18 protein-coding genes and 1 pseudogene are annotated in these 20,861 nt (G+C 66.6%); 9 read left to right on the forward strand and 10 right to left on the reverse strand.

The genetic code is table 11. The features are described 5' to 3' along the window. Window positions 1–74 precede the first annotated feature (74 nt). Window positions 75–1,547: a betaine-aldehyde dehydrogenase gene (gene betB / locus N5J29_RS04255; RefSeq protein WP_053520387.1), complete on the reverse strand. Its 1,473-nt coding sequence runs from the start codon at window positions 1,545–1,547 to the stop codon at window positions 75–77. 40 nt (window positions 1,548–1,587) lie between these two features. Continuing rightward, window positions 1,588–2,178: a transcriptional regulator BetI gene (betI, locus tag N5J29_RS04260; RefSeq protein ID WP_053520388.1), complete on the reverse strand. Its 591-nt coding sequence runs from the start codon at window positions 2,176–2,178 to the stop codon at window positions 1,588–1,590. Between the two features lie 169 nt (window positions 2,179–2,347). Here betI and N5J29_RS04265 point away from each other — a divergent pair, with 169 nt between their 5' ends. Further along, complete coding sequence (locus tag N5J29_RS04265; protein ID WP_111186107.1) at window positions 2,348–3,898, forward strand: BCCT family transporter; 1,551 nt, start codon at window positions 2,348–2,350, stop codon at window positions 3,896–3,898. A gap of 21 nt (window positions 3,899–3,919) precedes the next feature. Here the strand turns inward: N5J29_RS04265 and N5J29_RS04270 are convergent, their stop codons facing one another. The 4 genes from N5J29_RS04270 to N5J29_RS04285 all read right to left on the reverse strand — a co-directional run bounded on the left by N5J29_RS04270 (window position 3,920) and on the right by N5J29_RS04285 (window position 9,062). Continuing rightward, window positions 3,920–4,552, reverse strand: coding sequence for an AAA family ATPase (locus N5J29_RS04270; RefSeq protein ID WP_164152607.1), 633 nt, complete (start codon window positions 4,550–4,552; stop codon window positions 3,920–3,922). After that, window positions 4,552–4,926 carry a type II toxin-antitoxin system Phd/YefM family antitoxin gene (locus N5J29_RS04275; RefSeq protein ID WP_053520391.1) on the reverse strand — a complete coding sequence of 125 codons (375 nt, stop codon included), beginning with the start codon at window positions 4,924–4,926 and terminating at the stop codon, window positions 4,552–4,554. The genes N5J29_RS04270 and N5J29_RS04275 overlap by 1 nt, the downstream gene beginning before the upstream one ends. 307 nt (window positions 4,927–5,233) lie before the next feature. Continuing rightward, entirely contained in the window at window positions 5,234–7,987 is a 2,754-nt protein-coding gene (acnA, locus tag N5J29_RS04280) for an aconitate hydratase AcnA (RefSeq protein WP_193396855.1), read from the reverse strand. Between the two features lie 172 nt (window positions 7,988–8,159). Then, a complete protein-coding gene (locus tag N5J29_RS04285) occupies window positions 8,160–9,062 on the reverse strand; it encodes a LysR family transcriptional regulator (protein ID WP_053519987.1) in 903 nt (300 codons plus the stop codon). A gap of 109 nt (window positions 9,063–9,171) precedes the next feature. Here N5J29_RS04285 and N5J29_RS04290 point away from each other — a divergent pair, with 109 nt between their 5' ends. From N5J29_RS04290 to acnB, 8 genes are all read left to right on the forward strand, one after another. Then, complete coding sequence (locus N5J29_RS04290) at window positions 9,172–10,293, forward strand: 4-oxalomesaconate tautomerase (RefSeq protein ID WP_164152603.1); 1,122 nt, start codon at window positions 9,172–9,174, stop codon at window positions 10,291–10,293. Between the two features lie 77 nt (window positions 10,294–10,370). Then, complete coding sequence (locus N5J29_RS04295; protein WP_053519997.1) at window positions 10,371–11,426, forward strand: ABC transporter substrate-binding protein; 1,056 nt, start codon at window positions 10,371–10,373, stop codon at window positions 11,424–11,426. Window positions 11,427–11,439: 13 nt separating this feature from the next. Further along, window positions 11,440–12,273, forward strand: coding sequence for an ABC transporter ATP-binding protein (locus N5J29_RS04300; RefSeq protein WP_164152601.1), 834 nt, complete (start codon window positions 11,440–11,442; stop codon window positions 12,271–12,273). Next, window positions 12,257–13,033, forward strand: coding sequence for an ABC transporter permease (locus N5J29_RS04305; protein WP_053519990.1), 777 nt, complete (start codon window positions 12,257–12,259; stop codon window positions 13,031–13,033). Before N5J29_RS04300 ends, N5J29_RS04305 begins: the two co-directional genes overlap by 17 nt. 113 nt (window positions 13,034–13,146) lie before the next feature. Next, window positions 13,147–14,583: a porin gene (locus N5J29_RS04310; RefSeq protein ID WP_164152599.1), complete on the forward strand. Its 1,437-nt coding sequence runs from the start codon at window positions 13,147–13,149 to the stop codon at window positions 14,581–14,583. 125 nt (window positions 14,584–14,708) lie between these two features. Continuing rightward, entirely contained in the window at window positions 14,709–14,933 is a 225-nt protein-coding gene (locus N5J29_RS04315) for an AbrB/MazE/SpoVT family DNA-binding domain-containing protein (protein ID WP_053519992.1), read from the forward strand. A gap of 6 nt (window positions 14,934–14,939) precedes the next feature. After that, a complete protein-coding gene (locus N5J29_RS04320) occupies window positions 14,940–15,338 on the forward strand; it encodes a type II toxin-antitoxin system VapC family toxin (protein WP_053519993.1) in 399 nt (132 codons plus the stop codon). A 51-nt stretch (window positions 15,339–15,389) separates the two neighbouring features. After that, entirely contained in the window at window positions 15,390–17,981 is a 2,592-nt protein-coding gene (gene acnB / locus N5J29_RS04325; RefSeq protein ID WP_164152597.1) for a bifunctional aconitate hydratase 2/2-methylisocitrate dehydratase, read from the forward strand. A gap of 69 nt (window positions 17,982–18,050) precedes the next feature. Here acnB and N5J29_RS04330 read toward each other — a convergent pair whose 3' ends face one another. The 4 genes and pseudogenes from N5J29_RS04330 to N5J29_RS04345 form a co-directional block, all read right to left on the reverse strand. After that, window positions 18,051–19,127, reverse strand: coding sequence for a chemotaxis response regulator protein-glutamate methylesterase (locus N5J29_RS04330; RefSeq protein ID WP_111186102.1), 1,077 nt, complete (start codon window positions 19,125–19,127; stop codon window positions 18,051–18,053). Then, on the reverse strand, window positions 19,124–19,720 hold the full coding sequence (gene cheD, locus N5J29_RS04335; protein ID WP_053519995.1) for a chemoreceptor glutamine deamidase CheD: 597 nt from the start codon (window positions 19,718–19,720) through the stop codon (window positions 19,124–19,126). The genes N5J29_RS04330 and cheD overlap by 4 nt, the downstream gene beginning before the upstream one ends. Further along, window positions 19,717–20,586 (reverse strand): CheR family methyltransferase, encoded by an 870-nt coding sequence (locus N5J29_RS04340; RefSeq protein WP_164152595.1) that lies wholly within the window; start codon window positions 20,584–20,586, stop codon window positions 19,717–19,719. Before N5J29_RS04340 ends, cheD begins: the two co-directional genes overlap by 4 nt. Before the next feature lie 34 nt (window positions 20,587–20,620). Continuing rightward, window positions 20,621–20,861: pseudogene (locus N5J29_RS04345) on the reverse strand (chemotaxis protein); the annotation flags it as partial.

Raw genomic sequence — 20,861 nt, forward strand, 5'->3', positions numbered from 1 at the left:
AGGCCGGGACACGCTGCAAACAGGCGTCCCGGCGGAATGTCGGATCGGCGCGGTGGCCGGACGAGGGGCGCGGCTCAGAACACGCTGGCGTAGTCGCCCAGTTCGACCTGCACCGACTTGATGCGGGTGTAGTGGCCCAGGGTCGAGAGGCCGTTCTCGCGGCCGACACCGGACTCCTTGTAGCCACCCACCGGCATTTCGGCTGGCGATTCGCCCCAGGTGTTGATCCAGCAGATGCCGGCTTCCAGGCGATGGATGATGCGGTGGGCGCGGCTGATGTCCTTGCTGACCACGCCGGCGGCGAGGCCGAAGGTGGTGTCGTTGGCGCGGCGGACCACTTCATCTTCGCTGTCATAGGCAAGGATGCTCATGACCGGCCCGAAGATCTCTTCCTTGACGATGGTCATGTCGTCGCGGCAGTCGGAGAACACGGTCGGCAGCACATAGGCGCCCTGGGCCAGCGTGCCGTCGGTGGCACGGCCGCCGCCGATCAGCAGGCGCGCGCCTTCGGTCTTGCCGCTTTCGATGTAGCGCAGCACGTTCTCCATGTGCGGGAAGCTGGTCAGCGGGCCGAAGTTGGTGTCCGCGGCCATCGGATCGCCGATGCGGATGCGCTTGACGCGCTCGACCACGGCGGCCTCGAACGCGGCCAGCATGCCGCGCGGCACAAACACGCGGGTGCCATTGGTGCACACCTGGCCGGAGCTGAAGAAATTGGCCATCACCGCGATGTCGGCGGCGCGGTCGAGATCGGCGTCATCGCAGATCACCAGCGGCGATTTGCCGCCCAGTTCCATGGTCACTTCCTTCAGCGAGGAGGAGGCGGCTGCAGCCATCACCTTCTTGCCGGTGGCCACGCCGCCGGTGAAGGAGATCTTCTCGATCACCGGATGTTCGGTGAGCCAGTTGCCGATTTCGCGACCGGGGCCCTGCACGACATTGAACACGCCGGCCGGCACGCCGGCTTCGGTGTAGATCTCGGCAAGCCGGATGGCGGTCAGCGGCGTGACCTCGGACGGCTTGAACACCATCGCATTGCCGGCGGCCAGCGCCGGCGCCGACTTCCACAGGGCGATCTGGATCGGGTAGTTCCAGGCACCGATGCCGGCGACCACGCCCAGCGGTTCACGGCGGGTGTAGAAGAAGCTGGATTCGCGCAGCGGCAGCTGGATGCCTTCGATGGCGGTCGCCAGGCCGGCGTAATACTCCAGCACATCGGCGCCGGTGACGATGTCCACCGTGGTGGTTTCCGCCAGCGCCTTGCCGGTATCGAGCGTTTCCAGGCGGGCCAGTTCGTCATTGCGCTCGCGCAGGATCTCCACGGCGCGGCGCAGGATGCGCGAACGTTCCATGGCGGTCATTGCCGCCCATGCCTTCTGGCCTTCGGTGGCGCTTTCGACGGCGCGTTCGACGTCGGCCTGGCTGGCGACCTGCACCTCGGCGATGACCTCACCGGTGGCGGGGTTGACCGTGGCGAAGGTCTTGCCGCTGGTGGCATCGACCCGGCGGCCATGGATGTAGAGCTGTTGGACGGGCAGGGTGGTCATGGGGCGTACTCCTCGAAAGGGGGCGGGAAGCTGAAAGCGCTTATAGCGCGTCGGCCTGCAACTGGAAGTCGATGTAGCCGTAGGCGATGCGTCGGGCCTTGTCAGCATCGAAGGCGCCGCCGACCAGGCTGCCGCGCAGCCAGAGGCCATCGATCATCGCGGCCAGGCCGCGGGCGGCGAGGCGTGCCTGTGGGCGTGGCAGCACGCGGTTGAACTGGTGGCACAGGTTGGAGAACAGGCGCTGGTCGTTGGCATGCTGCAGGCGCGCCAGTTCCGGCTGGTGCATGCTCGCGGCCCAGAAGGTGAGCCAGACACGCATCGCGGTGCCATTGATCTGGCTGTCATCGAAGTTGCCATCGACGATGGCGCGCAGCTGGTCGCGGGGATCGTCGCCGACCCCGGCCCGGCAGCGGGCGACCGCGTCCCGCAGTTCGCGCAGGATCTGCCGCATCGCAGCGTTGAGCAGGCCGTCCTTGTCGCCGAAGTAATGGGCGACGATGCCGCTGGACAGCCCGGCCTTTCTGGCGATGGTGGCGACGGTGGCATCGGCCATGCCCATTTCGTCGATGGTCTGGAAAGTGGCCCGGATCAACTGTTCGCGACGGACCGGCTCCACGCCCTTCTTCGGCATTGTCTCTCCACGGATTGCGACCCGAGGCGTCGGGTTGGCCATCATTATGCTTTTTATTGATTGAACGTTCAATCAATAAACCCTAGGATGCGCTCGCGCCCCACGCCATGGGCCCGGTTTCCCGGTCCGGCCCCGCCCATGTGCTCCTTCGGACTGATGAGACGATCCCATGTCTTCCCAGGCTCACCCCAAGCGCTCGCCCCTGCGCTTGAACCGCTTTGTCTTCCTCAGCTCCTCGGTGTCGATCGGCATTCTCGGGCTGCTCACCGTCCTCTATCCCGATGCCAGCGAGCACTGGCTGCAATGGGCGCAGGCCGAGGTCTCGGCTGCGTTCGGCGCGTGGTACATGCTGCTGGTCGTGCTGTGCCTGGGATTCGTGCTGTGGCTGGCGTTCTCGCCCTATGGCCGTATCCGCCTGGGCCACAACGAGGAATCGCCGGCCTTCGGCTACGTCGCGTGGGTGTCGATGCTGTTCTCGGCGGGTATCGGTATCGCACTGCTGTACTACGGTGCCTATGAGCCGCTGGACCATTTCCTCAACCCGCCGGGCCAGCCGGGCGGCACGGTGGCGGCCGGGCGCGAGGCGATGGTGCTGACCTTCCTGCACTGGGGCCTGCATGGCTGGGCGCTGTACGCGCTGGTCGGGGTGGCGCTGGGCTATTTCGCCTATCGCCGCAACCTGCCGCTGGCATTGCGCTCGGCGCTGTATCCGATCTTCGGTGAGCGCATCCATGGCCGCATCGGCGACATGGTCGATGGCTTCGGCATTCTCGCCACGCTGATCTCCATGGTCACCAATCTCGGCATCGGTGCGCTGGTGGTGCAGTCCGGCCTGGTCTATCTGTTCCACATCCCGGACACACCGCAGGTGCTGGTCGCGATCGTGCTGGTGATGATGGTGGTGGCCACCATCGGCGTAGTGGCGGGGGTCGAGAAGGGCATCGCCTGGCTGTCCAACCTCAACGTGCGCCTGTTGTGCGCGCTGTTGCTGTTCGTGCTGGTTACCGGCCCGACCCTGCATCTGTTCGATGGCCTGGTGCAGAACACGGGCGACTATCTCGGCGCATTCGTGCGCAAGAGCTTCGACATGTATCTCAACGATCCGCAGGGCCGCGCCTGGATGGGTTCCTGGACGCTGTTCTACTGGGCGTGGTGGATCGCCTGGGCGCCGTTCGTGGGCCTGTTCGTGGCACGCATCTCGCGCGGCCGCACCATCCGCGAGGTAGTGATGGGCGTGCTGTTGATACCGCTCGGCTTCACGCTGGCGTGGCTGTCGATCTTCGGCAACACCGCCATCGACCTGGTGCTCAACCATGGCCAGGCGGTGCTGGGGCAGGTGGCGCAGCACGATGCAGCGATGACCCTGTTCAAGCTGCTGGAGTACCTGCCCGGCGCACCCTATGTAGCCGGTGCCGCAGTGGTGATCGGTTTCGTACTGTTCCTGACCCCGGTCGATTCGGGCACGCTGATGATCGCCAACCTGTGCACCCGCCGTGTCGACGACGGGGTGGAGGATGGTCACGATGCGCCGATCTGGCTGCGCGTGTTCTGGGCGGTGGGCATCACCGTGGCCAGCATCGGCCTGCTGCTGGCGGGCAACTTCAGCGCGATGCAGACGGCCGTGGTCCTGTGCGGTCTACCGTTCTCGTTCACCCTGGCGTTCTACATGCTGGGCCTGCTGCGCGCATTGCGCACCGATCCGGACGCGCCGCGGCGCTGAGCGCACTGCCGGCCCTTGGCATTACAGGCGCAGGGCGGCTTCCAGCAGAGCTGTCGCCCATGGGGGCGTGCGCTGCAGCTGCTGCAGGTCATCGGCGGCCGGCCATTGCAGGTGGCCGTCCTCCATCTGCAGCAGCAGCTGTGGATCGGGCACGGCCTCGCCCGGCGCGGCGTCGGCGCTGTTGTCGTAGACCTGCAGCTGCCCCAGCACCGGCATCAGCCCGATCAGGTTCTGCTGCGCCAGCGGCCAGCGGCGGCGGATGTCGACTTCGGAAATGGGGTGGCCACCGGCCTGCACCCGTGCGCGTACCCGGGCGATGTGCTGCTCCGGGCTGGACAGTCCACAGAACCACATCAGCACGTCATGGGTGCGGCTGGCCTCACGCAGCAGGGCGGTGATGGAGTTGCCCCCCAGCGTGGTCTCGAAGGCATGGTTGCGGGCGTGATCCAGGGCGTCGCGGATACGGTTGACACCCTCCTGCCAGGCTTCGGCATTGGCCTCCATGGCGTCCAGGCCGGCCCGCTCGCGCAGCCCGCGGGCGAACGTATCGGGGTTGAACCATTCCAGGCCGGCTTCGCGCAGCACGTGGCCACCCACCGAACTCTTGCCGGCGCCATTGACGCCGGCAAGCACATACAGGAACGGGCGTGGCATCAGTGGCCCGTGCCCGCCTTGACCTGGCCCTTCAGGCGGGCAGGGCGACGCAGCAGCGCGCGTGCGGCATCACCGGCCTGGGCGTGCTGCAGCACCGCCAGGCGCTGGTCGAAGCCGGCACGCAGATCCGCCAGGGCCGGGTCCTGCCCACGCAGTTCCTCCAGCGAGCTTTCCAGCGCTTCGACCTTGGCCTGCAGCGCGCGGTACTGCTCGATGGAAACGATCACCGCCTGCGGTTCGTTGTGATTGGTGACCACCACCATGTGCTGGTCGCGCACTTCCTGCATGACCTTGCGCCAATGTTCCTTCACCGACGAGGCGGTGGTGTGGGTCAGCTCGTTGATCGGGTCGAAGCGGACGGGGGCGTGCAGCATGGCGGTGCTCCAGGGGACCTGTGCGATCACCTTACGCCTGTTTCATGCAAATTGCATGAATGGTGAAAAATATCAAAAATATGATTCATGGGCGATTCGGCCCCGGCGGTAACGCCGGGGCCGGGCTTCCGCCCGCCGGATGCCGCGCGCCGGGTCAGTGGGCAGCCAGCTGACGCAGCACGTACTGCAGCAGGCCGCCGTGGTGGGCGAGGAGGCGCGGTTGCGAACCACCGGTTCGCGCGCCTCCGCAGCGCCCCGGCGGTGACGCCGGGGCCGGGCTTCCGCCTGCCGGATGCCGCGCGCCGGGTCAGCGGGCAGCCAGCTGACGCAGCACGTACTGCAGCAGGCCGCCGTGGCGGAAGTATTCCACTTCCTTCGGTGTCAGCAGCATCACCGACACCTCGAAGCGCTTCTGCGTGCCATCGGCCCGGGTCGCGGTGACCGCGGCGCGCTTGCTGGCACCGTCTTCCAGGCCGGTGATATCGATGACTTCCGAGCCATCCAGCCCCAGCGACTGCGCGTTCTCACCATTGCGGAACTGCAGCGGCAGCACGCCCATGCCGACCAGGTTGGAGCGGTGGATGCGTTCGAAGCTCTCGGCGATGACCGCCTTCACGCCCAGCAGCAGGGTGCCCTTGGCGGCCCAGTCGCGCGACGAACCGGTGCCGTACTCCTTCCCGGCCAGCACGACCAGCGGCACCTTGTCGGCCTTGTACTTCATTGCCGCGTCGTAGATCGCCAGCTTCTCCGGCTGACCACCGCCGGCCGGGTAGTACAGGGTGTTGCCACCCTCCTCGCCGCCGAACATCAGGTTCTTGATGCGGATGTTGGCGAAGGTGCCGCGGACCATCACGTCATCATTGCCGCGGCGGCTGCCGTAGCTGTTGAAGTCGGCGGGCTGCACGCCCCGGGCCTGCAGGTAACGCCCCGCGGGCGAATCCTTCTTGATGTTGCCGGCCGGCGAGATATGGTCGGTGGTGATCGAGTCGCCGAACAGACCCATCACGCGCGCGCCATGCACGTCGTCGATGCTGCCGGTCTGCATGGTCATGCCATCGAAGTACGGCGGGTTCTTGATGTAGGTGGAGTCATCACTCCACTCGTACAGATTGCCGTCCGGCGAGGCGATGGTGTTCCAGCGCGTATCGCCCTTGAACACGTCGGCGTAGTTCTGCTTGAACATCTCCGGGCCGATGGTGGCGGCGATGACATCGCCGATTTCCTTGTTGCTCGGCCAGATGTCGCGCAGGTAGACCGGCTGGCCGTCGCTGCCGGTGCCCAGCGGCTGGGTGGTCAGATCGATGTCGGTGGTGCCGGCGATGGCGTAGGCGACCACCAGTGGCGGGCTGGCCAGGTAGTTCATCTTCACTTCGGGATGCACGCGGCCTTCGAAATTACGGTTGCCCGACAGCACGGAGGTCACCACCAGGTCACCGGCGGCGATGCCGGCACTGACCTCGGTCGGCAGCGGGCCGGAGTTGCCGATGCAGGTGGTGCAGCCGTAGCCGACCACGTAGAAGCCGATCTTCTCCAGCTCCTTCAGCACCCCGGCCTTTTCCAGATAGTCGGTGACCACGCGCGAGCCTGGGCCCAGCGAAGTCTTCACCCAGGGCTTGCGATCCAGGCCCTTGGCCGCCGCGTTGCGCGCCAGCAGGCCGGCACCGATCATCACCGCCGGGTTGGACGTGTTGGTACAGGAGGTGATCGCGGCGATGACCACCGCGCCATCCTTCAGGCGGACCTTCCGGCCTTCGATCTCGATGTCGGCGAAGCCCTTGGCCAGCTGTTCGTTGCCGACCGCGGTGCCGCCGCCCTCGTTGAGGAAGGAGGCCACATCGTCGCTGCGCTTGTCGCGGTTGCTGGTCAGGCCGACCAGGGCTTCGCGGTAGTTCTTCTGCACGTCTTCCAGCAGCACGCGGTCCTGCGGGCGCTTCGGTCCGGCCAGTGACGGCTTCACCGTGCCCATGTCCAGCTCCAGCGTGGTGCTGTACTGGGCATGGGGGCTGTCCGGTTCGTGCCACAGGCCCTGCGCCTTGGCGTAGGCCTCGACCAGTTCGATCTGTTCTTCGCTGCGACCGGACAGGCGCAGGTAGTTCAGTGATTCGGCGTCGATCGGGAAGATGCCGCAGGTGGCGCCGTATTCCGGTGCCATGTTGCCGATCGTGGCGCGGTCGGCCAGTGGCAGGTGCTGCAGGCCATCGCCATAGAATTCGACGAACTTGCCGACCACGCCCAGCTTGCGCAGCATCTGGGTGACGGTCAGCACCAGGTCGGTGGCGGTGGCGCCCTCAGGCAGCCGGCCGGTGAGCTTGAAGCCGACCACCTGCGGGATCAGCATCGACGACGGCTGGCCCAGCATGGCCGCTTCGGCTTCGATGCCGCCCACGCCCCAGCCAAGCACGCCGATGCCGTTGATCATCGTGGTGTGGCTGTCGGTACCGAACACGGTGTCCGGGTAGGCCACGGCCCTGCCATCCTTGTCCGCGGTCATCACCACGCGGGCCAGGTTCTCCAGGTTCACCTGGTGGACGATGCCGGTGTTGGGCGGCACCACCTTGAAGTTGTCGAACGCCTTCTGGCCCCAGCGCAGGAACCCGTAGCGTTCCTGGTTGCGCTGGAATTCGATCTTGCCATTGAGATCGAGCGCGTCCGGCTTGCCGAACACATCGACCTGTACCGAATGGTCGATCACCAGTTCCGAAGGGATCTGCGGGTTGATCTGTTCCGGCTTGCCGCCCAGCTTGACCACCGCATCGCGCATGGCGGCCAGATCGACGACACACGGTACGCCGGTGAAGTCCTGCAGGACCACGCGCGCGGGCATGAAGGCGATTTCGGTGTCCGGCTCGGCCGCCGGGCTCCAGCGGGCAACGGCCTCGATGTGCTCCTTGCCGACGGTGACGCCGCCGTCTTCGTGCCGGAGCAGATTCTCCAGCAGGATCTTCATCGAGTAGGGAAGGTGGGAGATGTCGAAGCGCTGGCCCAGTGTGGGCAGGCTGAAGTAGTCGTAGGTCTTGCCGCCGACGTCCAGCTGGCTGCGGGTGGAGAACGAATCGCTCATGCGGGATGACTCCTTCTTGCGGATGGCTTGCAGTGGCCCGTGCATGGACGGACCTGCTTGCGTATGCCGGGGCTCTCCGCCACCGGATCCCCACCAGTATGGCGGAGCCGGCGCGGCCGGGAACGTCCTCGGCGCAGGACGCAAGGTTACATGGCTGTATGTAGTGCCGATGTCACGGCTTGCCCCGCCACTGGCTCATCAGCATCTGCAGGAAGCGTTCGGCCGTGGGCGAGAGCAGGGCACCACGGCGGCGCACGATGCCGATGGTGCGCGAGACCACCGGATTGCCGATCGGCCGGGTCACCAGGATGGGATGGTCGCCGTCCGGGGTAGCCATCTTCGGCAGCACCGACACGCCGATCCCGGCCTCGACCATGCCCAGGGAGGTGGACAGGTGGGTCACTTCGTAATGCCAGCTCAGCTTCAGGTTCTCACGGGCGAGGGCGCCATCGAGCAGGGTCCGGTTGCCACTGGTGCGATGCACGGTGATCAGCTGGTGCTGGGCAAGATCGGCCCATTCCACGCGGCGCTTGCGGGCCAGCGGATGATCGCGGCGGCAGGCCAGCACGAACGGGTCCTCGGCCAGTACATCGAAATCCAGGTTGGGATCGTTGGCACCCATGAAATTGATGCCGAACTCCACTTCGCCGCGTTCCACTGCCTGCAACCCCTCGGTGGCGGGAATGTCGAGGATGCGGAAGCGGACGTGCGGATGCGCGTCGTGGAAGCGTGCCATGACACTGGGCAGGAAGTAGAACGCCGCGGTGGGCAGGCAGGCGATGGTGACCGTGGCGCCGCGCGTGTCGTCGTGCCCGCGCAGCGAGAACAGCGAACCATCGAATTCCTCCAGCATGCGCCGTACCAGCGGCAGCAGGTTCTCGCCGACCGCGGTGGTGCTGACGCTGCGGGTGGTGCGTTCGAGCAGCGGTGAGCCGACGGCCTGCTCCAGCTTCTGGATCCGGCGGCTGAGCGCGGGCTGCGAGACGTGCAGGGTTTCGGCGGCGCGATGGAAGCTGCGCGTCTCGGCGACGAGCAGGAACGCGCGCAGATCGAGGATTTCGCAATTGATGCTCATACGGTATCAATCATCCAAAAATCAGCAATTCACAGATCAATCCGGCTCATGCCAGTATCGAATCACAGAGGGGTCATTCATCCCCTATACGCATCAATCTAGCACACGTATGTCGAACGATCTGCTCAGTATCCCCTGCGTCCTCATGCGTGGCGGCACGTCCAAGGGGCCGTTCTTCCTGGCCTCGGACCTGCCGGCCGACGCCGGCCTGCGCGACCAGCTGCTGCTGGAGGTGATGGGCTCGGGCCATCCGCTGCAGATCGATGGCATCGGCGGTGGCAATGCGCTGACCAGCAAGGTGGCGATCGTCAGCCCCGCCAGCCGCGCCGATGCCGATGTCGACTATCTGTTCGCGCAGGTCCGTGTCGAGCAGCGGGTGGTGGATACCACCCCCAACTGCGGCAACATGCTGGCGGCGGTCGGTCCCTTCGCGATCGAACGCGGACTGGTTCCTGCGCGCCACCCGCGCACCGAAGTGCGCATCCACAACGTCAACACCGGCAAGCTGATCGTGGCCACGGTGGAAACCCCGAACGGCCAGGTGGCCTACCGGGGCGACACGCGTATCGCGGGCGCGCCTGGCGCTGCCGCGCCGGTCCGCCTGGCCTTCCTAGATGCGGCCGGTGCACGTACCGGCCGGCTGCTGCCCAGTGGGCGGCCGCAGGATATGATCGACGGCATCGCCGTCAGCCTGGTGGATTGCGCGATGCCGATGATGATGGTGCGCGCGGCCGATATGGGTGTCCGCGGTGACGCCTCGCCGGCGGAACTGAACGCGGATCATGCGCTGCTGGCGCGGTTGGAAGCGATGCGCATCGAGGCGGGTACGCGCATGGGCATCGCAGACGCGGGCAGCAAGGTGATTCCCAAGCCAGTGCTGCTTTCCGCACCGCAGCAGGGCGGCGACCTGCAGGTGCGCTACTTCATGCCCCACCAATGCCACACCGCGCTTGCCATCACCGGCGCGGTCGGTCTGGCCACCGCCGCAGTCACGCCCGGCACCCTGGCCAACACTTTCGTCGGATGCCTGCCGATGCCGGGCAGCATTACCCTCGAACATCCGAGCGGCCTGCTGGAAGTGGGCCTGAGCCGCAGCTCGGACGATGCGCCGGTCGTTGCCAGCGTGGTCCGTACCGCGCGCCGCCTGTTCGAAGGGCGCGTGTTCGCGACTTCGCCTGCCACTGCCGAAACCCATTCCACCGAAGCCCGCCAATGGACCTCAGCGGCATGACCTGAAACCGGTCGGGGCCGCGCAGATGCGCGTGGCCAGGCCACTACAACGCAGATGCTTCACTCCTGGGAGGGATGATGTACAAGCAGTTCTTCATGGCCGCGCTGTGCGCGGCGAGCCTGGCCGTGTCCGGTTGCGGCAAAGACGATGCCAGCGGGGCCTCGGCGCCCGGCGGCGACAATGCGCCGGTGCGGATCAGCGTCGGTTCCTACAACCTCAACAACCTGCCGTTCTTCATCGCCGACGCCAAGGGCTACTTCAAGGACGTCGGCCTGCAGGTGAAGACCGAGAACTTCGCGCAGGGCGGCTCCAAGGTGCTGCAGGCCCTGGTCGCCAACTCGACCGACGTGGCGGTCGGCTTCTACGACCACACCATCCAGATGCAGGCCAAGCACAAGGACGTGGTCGGCTTCGTGCTGCTGTCGCGCAACTCGGGCCTGGTGATGGCCGGTCGCGAGGATGCCAGCTTCGATCCGGCGCGCCCGCAGACCATCAAGGGCCAGAAGATCGGCATTACCGCCCCGGGTTCGTCATCGGACTTCTTCGTGCGCCACTTCCTGGCCCAGCACGACATCCCGGTGGACAGCATCTCGCTGATCGGCGTGGGTTCTGGTGCGGCGGCGGTGGCGGCGCTCGAGCAGGGCAAGATCGACCTGCTGGTCAACTACGATCCGGCCGCGACCCTGATCACCGAGCGCAAGGTCGGCAGGATCATCATCGATGCGCGCAGCGACGAGGGGGCACGCCAGGTGTACGGCGGTCTCTATCCCACCTCGGTGATGTACGCCAACCGCAGCTTCCTGGAAGCACGTCCCGAAGCAGCCGAGAAGATCGCCCGCGCCGAGCAGATGGCATTGAAGTTCATCGCCGACAACAGTGCCGAGGACATCGTCGCTGCGCTGCCGGACAGCTACGTCTCCGGCGACCGCGCCACCTACGCGCGCGCCGTGGAGAACGCCCGCGCCATCTTCACCACCGATGGCCACTTCACGCCCGCGGACCTGGAAACGCCGTTGAAGGTGCTGCGCGAGTTCAACAAGGACGTGGCCAACGCGGACATTGACCTGTCCCGGACCTACACCAATGCCTTCGTCGAGCGCGCCAGCGCCGCGACGCAGGCAACCCAACCGTAAGCGGAGATAACCCATGGCCCTCAATGCCACCGTGCGCCAGTTCAATGGCGCACCGCAGCTGGAGCCCGCACAGACCATGGTCGCCATCAACAAGGTGACCATGTCCTTCGGTGACTTCACCGCCGTGCGCGATGTCGATATCCAGGTCGGTAATGGCGAGTTCCTCGCCATCGTCGGTCCCACCGGGTGCGGCAAGAGCACCATCCTCAATTCCGTGGCGGGCCTGCTCAAGCCCAGCGCCGGTGACGTGAGCATCGACGGACGCGCCGTCAATGGCGTGCAGGCGTCCGTCGGCTACCTGTTCCAGCAGGACGCGCTGCTGCCGTGGAAGACCGCCTTCCAGAATGTGGAACTGGGCCTGAAGTTCCGCGGCGTCGATGAAGCCGAGCGCCGGCAGAAGGTCACCACCTGGTTGGCCAAGGTCGGCCTGACCGGCTTCGAGCACCGCTATCCGCACCAGCTCTCCGGCGGCCAGCGCAAGCGCGTGCAGATGGCACAGGCATTGATCGTGGAGCCCAAGGTGATCCTGATGGACGAGCCGTTCTCGGCATTGGACATCCACACCCGCCATCTGATGCAGAACGAACTGCTGCGGCTGTGGCAGGAAGACCGTCGCTCGGTGATCCTGATCACCCACGACCTGGAAGAGGCCATCGCGCTGGGCGACCGCGTGGTGGTGCTGTCCTCGGGTCCGTCAAGCCGCGTGGTGCGCAGCTTCGATGTGGACCTGGAACGCCCCCGCAACGTTGCCGAGATCAAGCTCGACGAACGTTTTACCGACCTGTACCGCGACATCTGGGCCTGCCTGCGCGGCGAAGTGGAGAAGAGCTATGCACGCCAGGACTGACCGTTTCATCCAGATCGCACTGGTCATCGCCGTGTTCGGTGGCTGGGAAGGCGGCATCGCGCTGGGCTGGATCGACCCGTTCTTCTTCCCCGCGCCCACGGCCATCGCCCAGCAGGCGTGGAACTGGTTGTCGGATACCTCGTTCTACCAGCACGTGTACATCACCCTGACCGAAACCGCGCTGGGCTACCTCATCGGTACCGGGCTGGGCGTTGCAGGCGGTGTGTGGCTGGGCCTGAGCCGGCGCTCGGCGCGCATCCTCGATCCCTTCATCAAGGGCTTCAATGCCATCCCGCGCGTGGTGCTGGCGCCGATCTTCGTGCTGTGGCTGGGTCTGGGTCTGTGGTCGAAGGTGGCACTGGCGGTGACGCTGGTGTTCTTCACCACGTTCTTCAATGCCATGCAGGGCGTGCGCGAAGTGAACCCGGTGGTGCTGGCCAATGCCCGCATTCTCGGCGCCAGCCGCAGTGACCTGCTGCGTCACGTGTACTTCCCGGCGGCGGCGAGCTGGATCCTGTCCTCGCTGCGCACCTCGGTGGGCTTTGCCGTGGTCGGCGCGATCATCGGCGAATACCTGGGTGCCTCGGCCGGTCTGGGTTACCTGATCGCGCAGGCAGAAGGCAACTTCAATGCCGTGGGCGTGTTCGCCGGCATCATCATTCTGGCCGCCTTCGTGCTGGTCATCGATGCACTGCTCGACGTGGTCGAGAACAAGCTCATCACCTGGCGTCCGAACGCCCAGGCCCAGGCCACCAGCTGAGCCTGTCTGGCGCGCCGCTGGAATGATCCGGCGGCGCGCCCTTCCGTAATTCCCCCGCATCATCGCAACGGGCCAGCGCCAGGCCAGGGGGCCGGCTGGCTGGAGAGAACACCATGCATAGCCATCCCGTGCTGCCGCGTGCAGCGCTGACGGTCGCCCTTGGCCTGCTGCTGGCCAGCGGCCATGCCGGAGCACAGGCCGCCACAGCCCCACCGGCCCCGCTGAGCCAGGCCGAACTTGCCGCGCTGGTGCAGCAGCAGGCGCAGCAGATCCAGCAACTGCAGTCGCGACTGGATGCGCTGGAAGGCGTCGGTACGACCGTCGGCAACGCGGCGGCTGCCCCTCCTGCGCCTGCCCTGGAAACCCGTGTTGCGGCGTTGGAAACCCAGCAGTCCAAGGCGCCGAAGGTGTCGTGGTCGAAGGGCGCGCCGGAATTCAGCAGCGCTGACGGCAACGTGATCTTCCGCCCGCGCGGTCGTCTGTTCGTGGACGGCTCCAGCACCGACGGCTCGTCCAGCAGCGACCGCAACATCTCCGGTACCGAGATCCGGTCGGTGCGCCTGGGCGCGGAGGGCCGCTACGGCACGCTCGGCTGGGTGGTGGAGGGCGACTTCGCTGACAACGAGGTGGCGTGGAAGTCGGTGTATGCCACCGTGGACCACAGGCTGTTCGGCCTGCCTGCCGACCTCACCGTGGGCAACCGCCTCAACGACCGCGGCATCGATGGCTCCAGCAGCACCTCCAACACGCCGTTCCCGGACCGCAACGTGGTGGGCACGCTGATGCTGCCGCAGCGGGGCCTGTTCGGCGTCGGCCTCACCGAGCGCGTGTACGGAAAGGGCTGGCACGCCAGCCTGTCAGTGGCCGGCAACGACCTCAACAATGCCGGCGACAACAACGACAGCCAGACCTGGGCCACCCGCGTCCACTGGAACCCGATCGACAGCAAGGCCGCGACCGTGCATCTGGGGGCGTGGGCGTTCCACGAAGAGATCGCCGCAGGCTCCTCGGGCGTGCTGCGCAGCTCCGCCATTGCCGGCCACTTCAACGACCTGGTCAAGATCACACCGGGCACGCTGGTCGGCACCGATCGCAGCACCGCCTACGGTGTGGAAGCGGCGGGCTTCTTTGGCCAGGGCTGGGCCACAGGCGAGTGGGGCACGCGCAACCTGCGCGGCGCCGATGCCAGTGGCCGTTACGACCTCGATCACCAGGCCTGGGCGGTTTCCGCCGGCTGGTTCCTTGGCGGGGCCAGCCCGGCGTACTCGGGCAAGACCGGCACCTGGGGCCGGGTCAAGGTGGCCGATCCGGTCACCCGTGGCGGGCGGGGCGCATGGGAGCTGCGTGCGCGCTACGAAGATGTGGACTACTCGGAACTGCCGACCGGCGGCACCGGACATGCGTGGACGGTGGGTGCCAACTGGTATCTCAACGACTACAGCCGGGTGATGCTCGACGTGATCCGCTGGCAGACCGACAACCCCACCGGTGCGGTGCGCGGCAAGGACGAGGGCACGACGGTCAATACCCGGCTGCAGGTTGCGTTCTGAGTGAAGGCATCAAGCTGAACGGACAATGCCGGCCACGTGCCGGCATTGCCGTAAGGGGGGGGGGGCGGCTGGCGGTATGACGCCTTGAGTATGTATAATTCGTACATACCGAAGAGGGCCTACCCATGGAAGCCACTGTCGCCGAACGCGGTCAGATCACCCTGCCCAAGGCTGTGCGTGACGCCCTGGGCCTGACCAAGGGCACCCAGCTCAAGGTCGAACTGGACGGCAGCCGCATCATTCTGCGCAAGAGTGTTGACGACGCGATTTCACGGGCGCGCGGCAAGTTCGCGCTGGACGGCTTTGATTCCGCCGACGCCGCCGTACGCGCGGTGCGCGACGAGGACTAAGCCGTGATGATCGCCGTCGATTCCCCTGTGCTGGTCGAACTGCTGAGCAATGGCCCGCAGGCCGACGCCGTCGAGGCCTGCCTGCGGCAGAGCCTGGTCGGCGGCAAGGTGGTGGTGTGCGGGGCGACCCTGGCCGAAGTCTGCGCCAGCCTGCGCGGCGGGGCCGAGGTGCTGGAAGCGCTGGAAGAGATGGGCGTCCACTTCAACGCGCTGGAAGCCAAATCGGCATTGCGCGCCGGCGAGATGCATCGCCGCCACCGCCAGCGTGGTACCCAGCGCCGCAGCCTGGACGACTTCATGGTGGGGGCCCATGCACTGCTGCAGTGCGACGGGCTCATCACCTGGAACGACACGTTTTACCGCGACTACTTCAAGGGCCTGAAGCTGATCGTGCCGCACGCCTGAGCCCGTTGCATTCCTTTCACTGTTCCATAACCGCATTACCCGGGAGTTGTCATGTTGGAAGCCTATCGCCACCACGTAGCCGAGCGCGCCGCGCTTGGCATCCCGCCGCTGCCGCTGACCGCCCAGCAGACGGCAGACGTCATTGAACTGTTGAAGAACCCGCCGGCGGGCGAGGCCGAGTTCCTGCTCGACCTGCTGACCCACCGTGTGCCGGCCGGCGTGGACGACGCCGCCAAGGTCAAGGCCTCGTACCTGACCGCGATCGCGCTGGGCAGCGAGCAGAATCCGCTGATCAGCCGCGAGCGCGCCACCGAGCTGCTGGGCACCATGCTGGGCGGTTACAACGTGGCCCCGCTGGTGCAGCTGCTGGACGACGCCAGCGTCGGCACCATCGCCGCCGACGGCCTGAAGAACACCCTGCTGGTGTTCGATGCGTTCCACGACGTGCAGGACAAGGCCAAGGCCGGCAATGCCAATGCCCAGGCCGTGCTGCAGAGCTGGGCCGACGCCGAGTGGTTCACCAGCAAGCCGGAGGTGCCGGAGAGCCTGACCATCACCGTGTTCAAGGTGCCGGGCGAAACCAACACCGACGACCTGTCGCCGGCGCCGGACGCCACCACCCGTCCTGACATTCCGATGCACGCCCTGGCGATGCTGAAGAACAAGCGCGATGACGCGCCGTTCACTCCGGAAGAAGACGGCAAGCGCGGTCCGATCCAGCAGATCCTGTCGCTGAAGGAAAAGGGTCACCTGGTGGCCTACGTCGGCGACGTGGTCGGCACCGGCTCTTCGCGCAAGTCGGCGACCAACAGCGTGCTGTGGTGGACCGGCGACGACATCCCCTACATCCCCAACAAGCGCGCCGGTGGCGTGTGCCTGGGCGGCAAGATTGCCCCGATCTTCTACAACACCATGGAAGATGCCGGCGCGCTGCCGATCGAGCTGGATGTCTCGAAGATGGAGCACGGCGACGTTGTCGAGCTGCGTCCGTATGACGGCAAGGCACTGAAGAACGGCGAAGTGATCGCCGAGTTCGAAGTGAAGTCCGAAGTGCTGTTCGACGAAGTGCGTGCCGGCGGCCGGATTCCGCTGATCGTCGGCCGTGGCCTGACCGGCAAGGCGCGCGAAGCGCTGGGCCTGGCCCCGACCACCCTGTTCCGCCTGCCGGTGCAGCCGGCCGACACCGGCAAGGGCTTCTCGCTGGCACAGAAGATGGTCGGCCGCGCCTGCGGTCTGCCGGAAGGCCAGGGCATGCGCCCGGGTACCTACTGCGAACCGAAGATGACCTCGGTGGGCTCGCAGGACACCACCGGTCCGATGACCCGTGACGAGCTGAAGGATCTGGCCTGCCTGGGCTTCTCGGCCGACCTGGTCATGCAGTCGTTCTGCCACACCGCCGCGTACCCGAAGCCGGTGGACGTGAAGACCCACCACACGCTGCCGGAGTTCATCTCCACCCGCGGTGGCATCTCGCTGCGTCCGGGCGACGGCGTGATCCACAGCTGGCTCAACCGCATGCTGCTGCCCGACACCGTCGGCACCGGCGGCGACTCGCACACCCGTTTCCCGGTGGGCATTTCGTTCCCGGCCGGCTCGGGCCTGGTGGCCTTCGCCGCCGCCACCGGCGTGATGCCGCTGGACATGCCGGAATCGGTGCTGGTGCGCTTCAAGGGCCAGATGCAGCCGGGCGTGACCCTGCGTGACCTGGTCAACGCGATTCCGCTGTACGCGATCAAGTCGGGCCTGCTGACGGTTGCCAAGGCTGGCAAGAAGAACATCTTCTCCGGCCGCATCCTGGAAATCGAAGGCCTGCCGGAGCTGAAGGTCGAGCAGGCATTCGAGCTCTCCGACGCCTCGGCCGAGCGTTCGGCCGCCGGTTGCTCGGTGCGCCTGAACAAGGAACCGATCATCGAGTACCTGACCAGCAACATCACCCTGCTGAAGTGGATGATTGCCGAGGGTTACCAGGATCCGCGTTCGCTGCAGCGTCGCATCGAGAAGATGGAAGCCTGGCTGGCCAACCCGCAGCTGCTGGAGCCGGACGCGGACGCCGAGTACGCTGCTGTCATCGAGATCGACCTGGCCGACATCCACGAGCCGATCGTGGCCTGCCCGAACGATCCGGACGACGTGAAGACCCTGTCCGAAGTGGCCGGCGCCAAGATCGACGAAGTGTTCATCGGTTCGTGCATGACCAACATCGGCCACTTCCGTGCGGCCGCGAAGCTGCTGGAAGGCAAGCGCGACCTGCCGACCCGTCTGTGGGTGGCCCCGCCGACCAAGATGGACGCCTCCGAGCTGACCAAGGAAGGCGTTTACGGCACCTTCGGTGCGACCGGCGCGCGCATGGAAATGCCGGGCTGCTCGCTGTGCATGGGCAACCAGGCCCAGATCCGCGAAGGCTCCACCGCGATGTCGACCTCGACCCGCAACTTCCCGAACCGTCTGGGCCGCAACACCAACGTGTACCTGGGTTCGGCCGAGCTGGCCGCGATCTGCTCGCGTCTGGGCCGCATCCCGACCAAGGAAGAGTACATGGCCGACGTCGGCGTGATCGCCGCCAGCGGCAGCGAGATCTACCGCTACATGAACTTCGACCAGATCGAGGAGTACCAGGACGTGGCCAATACGGTCGCCGCCTGATGCGTTGAAACGAAAACCCCCGGCGAAAGCCGGGGGTTTTTTCATGCAGTGCGGAGCGTGCGTTCGTCGCTATTGCCCGCGGGCGAGGGCGAGCAGGCGCTCGGCGATCCGTTCCAGCGGCACCTGTTCCTCGGCCGCGCCGAGCTTGAACGCGGCGCCGGGCATGCCCCAGACCACACTGGTGGCTTCATCCTGCACCAGCGTCGGAGCGCCTGCCTGGCGCATTTCCAGCAGGCCGCGCGCGCCGTCATCGCCCATGCCGGTGAGAATGGCGCCGATGGCATTGCCCCCGGCACTCTGGGCCACCGAACGGAACAGCACATCGACCGCAGGCTTGTGCCGGTTCACGGCTGGGCCGTCATCGACGCGGCAACGCCAGCGCGCACCATCGCGGATGATCCGCAGGTGCCTGCCGCCCGGCGGCAGATAGGCATGGCCGGGCAGCACGGCTTCGCCGTCGCTGGCCTCGCGCACGGCCATCGCCGAATGCCGGTCCAGGCGTTCGGCGAAGGCGCTGCTGAAGCTGGCCGGCAGGTGCTGGGTCATCACCACCGCTGGTGCATCGGCGGGCAGGCCTTCCAGCACCACGCGCAGGGCTTCGGTGCCACCGGCTGACGAACCGATCGCAATCAGGCGGTCGGTGGTGCGGAACTGTGGTGCCACCGGGCGCGATGCCGGTGCCGCATCCAGGGTGAGTTTCGGTGCCGCAGCCCGCAGCAGCGGCCGCACCCGCGAGCGTGCGGCCATCTTCACCTTGCCGATGATTTCTTCGGCATAGCCCTGCAGTCCGCGCGCCACATCGAGCTTCGGCTTGGAAACGAAATCCACGGCACCCAGTGCCAGCGCCTGCAGGGTCGTGTCGGCCCCGCGCTCGGTCAGCGAAGAGATCATCACCACCGGCAAGGGATGCAGGCGCATCAGGTTTTCCAGGAAGGCCAGCCCGTCCATGCGCGGCATTTCTACGTCCAGGGTGATCACGTCCGGGGCGAGGCGCTTGATCTTCTCGCGTGCCAGCAGCGGATCGGCGGCGGTGCCGACCACGTCGATGGCCGGATCGCTGGAGAGGATTTCGGTCAGCATCTGCCGCACGACGGCGGAGTCGTCCACGATCAGGACCCGGCAGGGGGCGTTGCCGGTCAGGGTCATTCGAACAGCTCCACGCCACCGGTGACCGGGGCCCTGGACAGACGGGCACGCACTGCCGATTCGGTGGCGGCCACTTCCGCTTCGTGGGCATGTGGCAGGCGCTGCACGACCACGCGCCCGGTATCGGCAAAGAACCAGATCTTGCGTGGATGGATGCCGCACAGATCTTCGGCGATGATCGGAATGTGCTCGGCCTGCAGGTACTGGCGCACGAACTCGGCGTTGCGGGTTCCTACTGGATTGCTGGTGAAACCCTTGAGCACGTTGGCGCCGCCGAACACCTTGGCTTCCAGGCGCTTGCGGTGCGCGCCGCGCTTGAGCATGTCGTTGATGAGAAGCTCCATCGCATAGCTGCCGTAGCGTGCAGGCGCGCCGTCACCGGCATTGCCTTCCGGCAGCAGGAAATGGTTCATGCCGCCTATCTTCAGCACCGGATCGCGCAGGCAGGCAGCCACGCAGGAGCCCAGCGTGGTGGTCAGCGCAGTGGTGTCGTCGACCACCAGGTACTGGGTCGGCAACAGCTTGGCGGCGAGGGTCTGGAAGCGCGCGTCCTGGTAGCGCATCACCTCGTCGGTGCGCAGCGAGGCGTTCATGCCCCGGCCCCCTGCGCGCGGCGGTACAGGGTGCGGCCACAGGGCTGAATCAGATCGGCCGCGTGCAGGTAGTTCTCCGAGTGGCCGGTGTAGAGCAGCCCGTCATCGGTGAGATGCTGCACCAGCCGGCCAAGGATGGCGCGTTGGGTCGGCTTGTCGAAATAGATCATCACGTTGCGGCAGAACAGCGCATCGAACGGGCCGCCAACGTCGTAGCGCGGGGCAAGAAGATTCAGCGGGCGGAACTCGATCAGTTCGCGCAGTGCGGGCAGCACCCGGCACTGGCTCTCGTTGGGGCCACTGCCACGCTGGAAATACCGTCGGCGGAGCTCCGGATCGAGGCTGGCGACGCGGTCGATGGCGTACACGCCACGGCCTGCGGTGGCCAGGACCTGTGTGTCGACATCGGTGGCGATGATGCGGACCGGCGGCTTCAGGCTGCCGAACGCCTCGCACGCGGTGATCGCCATGGAGTAGGGTTCCTCGCCGGTGGACGCGGCGCAGGACCACAGCAGCAGCGGGGCGTGGCCGGAGCGCTGCCGCAGTTCCTCGCGCAGCTTGTCGAAATGGTGGGGCTCACGGAAAAAGGAGGTGAGGTTGGTGGTCAGGGCGTTGGTGAACGCCTGCCATTCGTCACCGCCCTCCTGTTCCAGATGGTCCAGGTACTGCTGGAAGCTGCGCATGCCGAGTGTGCGCAGGCGACGCGACAGGCGGCCATAGACCATGTCGCGCTTGGCGGGCGCGAGGGCGATGCCCACCCGCTGGTAGATCAGGTCGCAGACACGGCGGAAATCGCGGTCGGCGAACTCGAACTCGCGCGGACCGGTGACGATGGGGCTGGGACTATGCACGGGGGACGTGTCCATCGGCGTGGGCGGTGGCCGCAGCCACCGCGGGTTCTCAGAATTCCTGCCAGTCGCTGGCGACGACGGGGGGAGTGTGGGCGCGGCGGACCGGCGCGGCCGGCGCATGCGCGCGTGCCGTGTTGGCGGTCACCGTTGGTTCCACCCGTGCGGCCACCGCCTTCACTGCGGCGGCCACTTGGTTGTCGAGGCGGAAGATCGCCACGGCATCGGCCAGCTGCGCGGCCTGTTCCTCCATCGCCCGCGCAGCGGCGGTGGCTTCCTCCACCAGCGCGGCG

Origin of the sequence: Stenotrophomonas sp. GD03680 (genome assembly GCF_029844625.1) — a bacterium.
Lineage (GTDB): Bacteria > Pseudomonadota > Gammaproteobacteria > Xanthomonadales > Xanthomonadaceae > Stenotrophomonas > Stenotrophomonas maltophilia_P.

Coding starts and splice junctions, on each gene's coding strand:
- N5J29_RS04290 (WP_164152603.1), top strand. CDS start 9,172: ATGTCGAACGATCTGCTCAGTATCCCCTGCGTCCTCATGCGTGGCGGC.
- acnA (WP_193396855.1), bottom strand. CDS start 7,987: ATGAGCGATTCGTTCTCCACCCGCAGCCAGCTGGACGTCGGCGGCAAG.
- N5J29_RS04305 (WP_053519990.1), top strand. CDS start 12,257: ATGCACGCCAGGACTGACCGTTTCATCCAGATCGCACTGGTCATCGCC.
- N5J29_RS04310 (WP_164152599.1), top strand. CDS start 13,147: ATGCATAGCCATCCCGTGCTGCCGCGTGCAGCGCTGACGGTCGCCCTT.
- N5J29_RS04270 (WP_164152607.1), bottom strand. CDS start 4,552: ATGCCACGCCCGTTCCTGTATGTGCTTGCCGGCGTCAATGGCGCCGGC.
- N5J29_RS04320 (WP_053519993.1), top strand. CDS start 14,940: ATGATCGCCGTCGATTCCCCTGTGCTGGTCGAACTGCTGAGCAATGGC.
- N5J29_RS04265 (WP_111186107.1), top strand. CDS start 2,348: ATGTCTTCCCAGGCTCACCCCAAGCGCTCGCCCCTGCGCTTGAACCGC.
- betI (WP_053520388.1), bottom strand. CDS start 2,178: ATGCCGAAGAAGGGCGTGGAGCCGGTCCGTCGCGAACAGTTGATCCGG.
- N5J29_RS04295 (WP_053519997.1), top strand. CDS start 10,371: ATGTACAAGCAGTTCTTCATGGCCGCGCTGTGCGCGGCGAGCCTGGCC.
- N5J29_RS04330 (WP_111186102.1), bottom strand. CDS start 19,127: ATGACCCTGACCGGCAACGCCCCCTGCCGGGTCCTGATCGTGGACGAC.
- betB (WP_053520387.1), bottom strand. CDS start 1,547: ATGACCACCCTGCCCGTCCAACAGCTCTACATCCATGGCCGCCGGGTC.
- N5J29_RS04285 (WP_053519987.1), bottom strand. CDS start 9,062: ATGAGCATCAATTGCGAAATCCTCGATCTGCGCGCGTTCCTGCTCGTC.
- N5J29_RS04340 (WP_164152595.1), bottom strand. CDS start 20,586: ATGGACACGTCCCCCGTGCATAGTCCCAGCCCCATCGTCACCGGTCCG.
- N5J29_RS04315 (WP_053519992.1), top strand. CDS start 14,709: ATGGAAGCCACTGTCGCCGAACGCGGTCAGATCACCCTGCCCAAGGCT.
- cheD (WP_053519995.1), bottom strand. CDS start 19,720: ATGAACGCCTCGCTGCGCACCGACGAGGTGATGCGCTACCAGGACGCG.
- acnB (WP_164152597.1), top strand. CDS start 15,390: ATGTTGGAAGCCTATCGCCACCACGTAGCCGAGCGCGCCGCGCTTGGC.
- N5J29_RS04300 (WP_164152601.1), top strand. CDS start 11,440: ATGGCCCTCAATGCCACCGTGCGCCAGTTCAATGGCGCACCGCAGCTG.
- N5J29_RS04275 (WP_053520391.1), bottom strand. CDS start 4,926: ATGCTGCACGCCCCCGTCCGCTTCGACCCGATCAACGAGCTGACCCAC.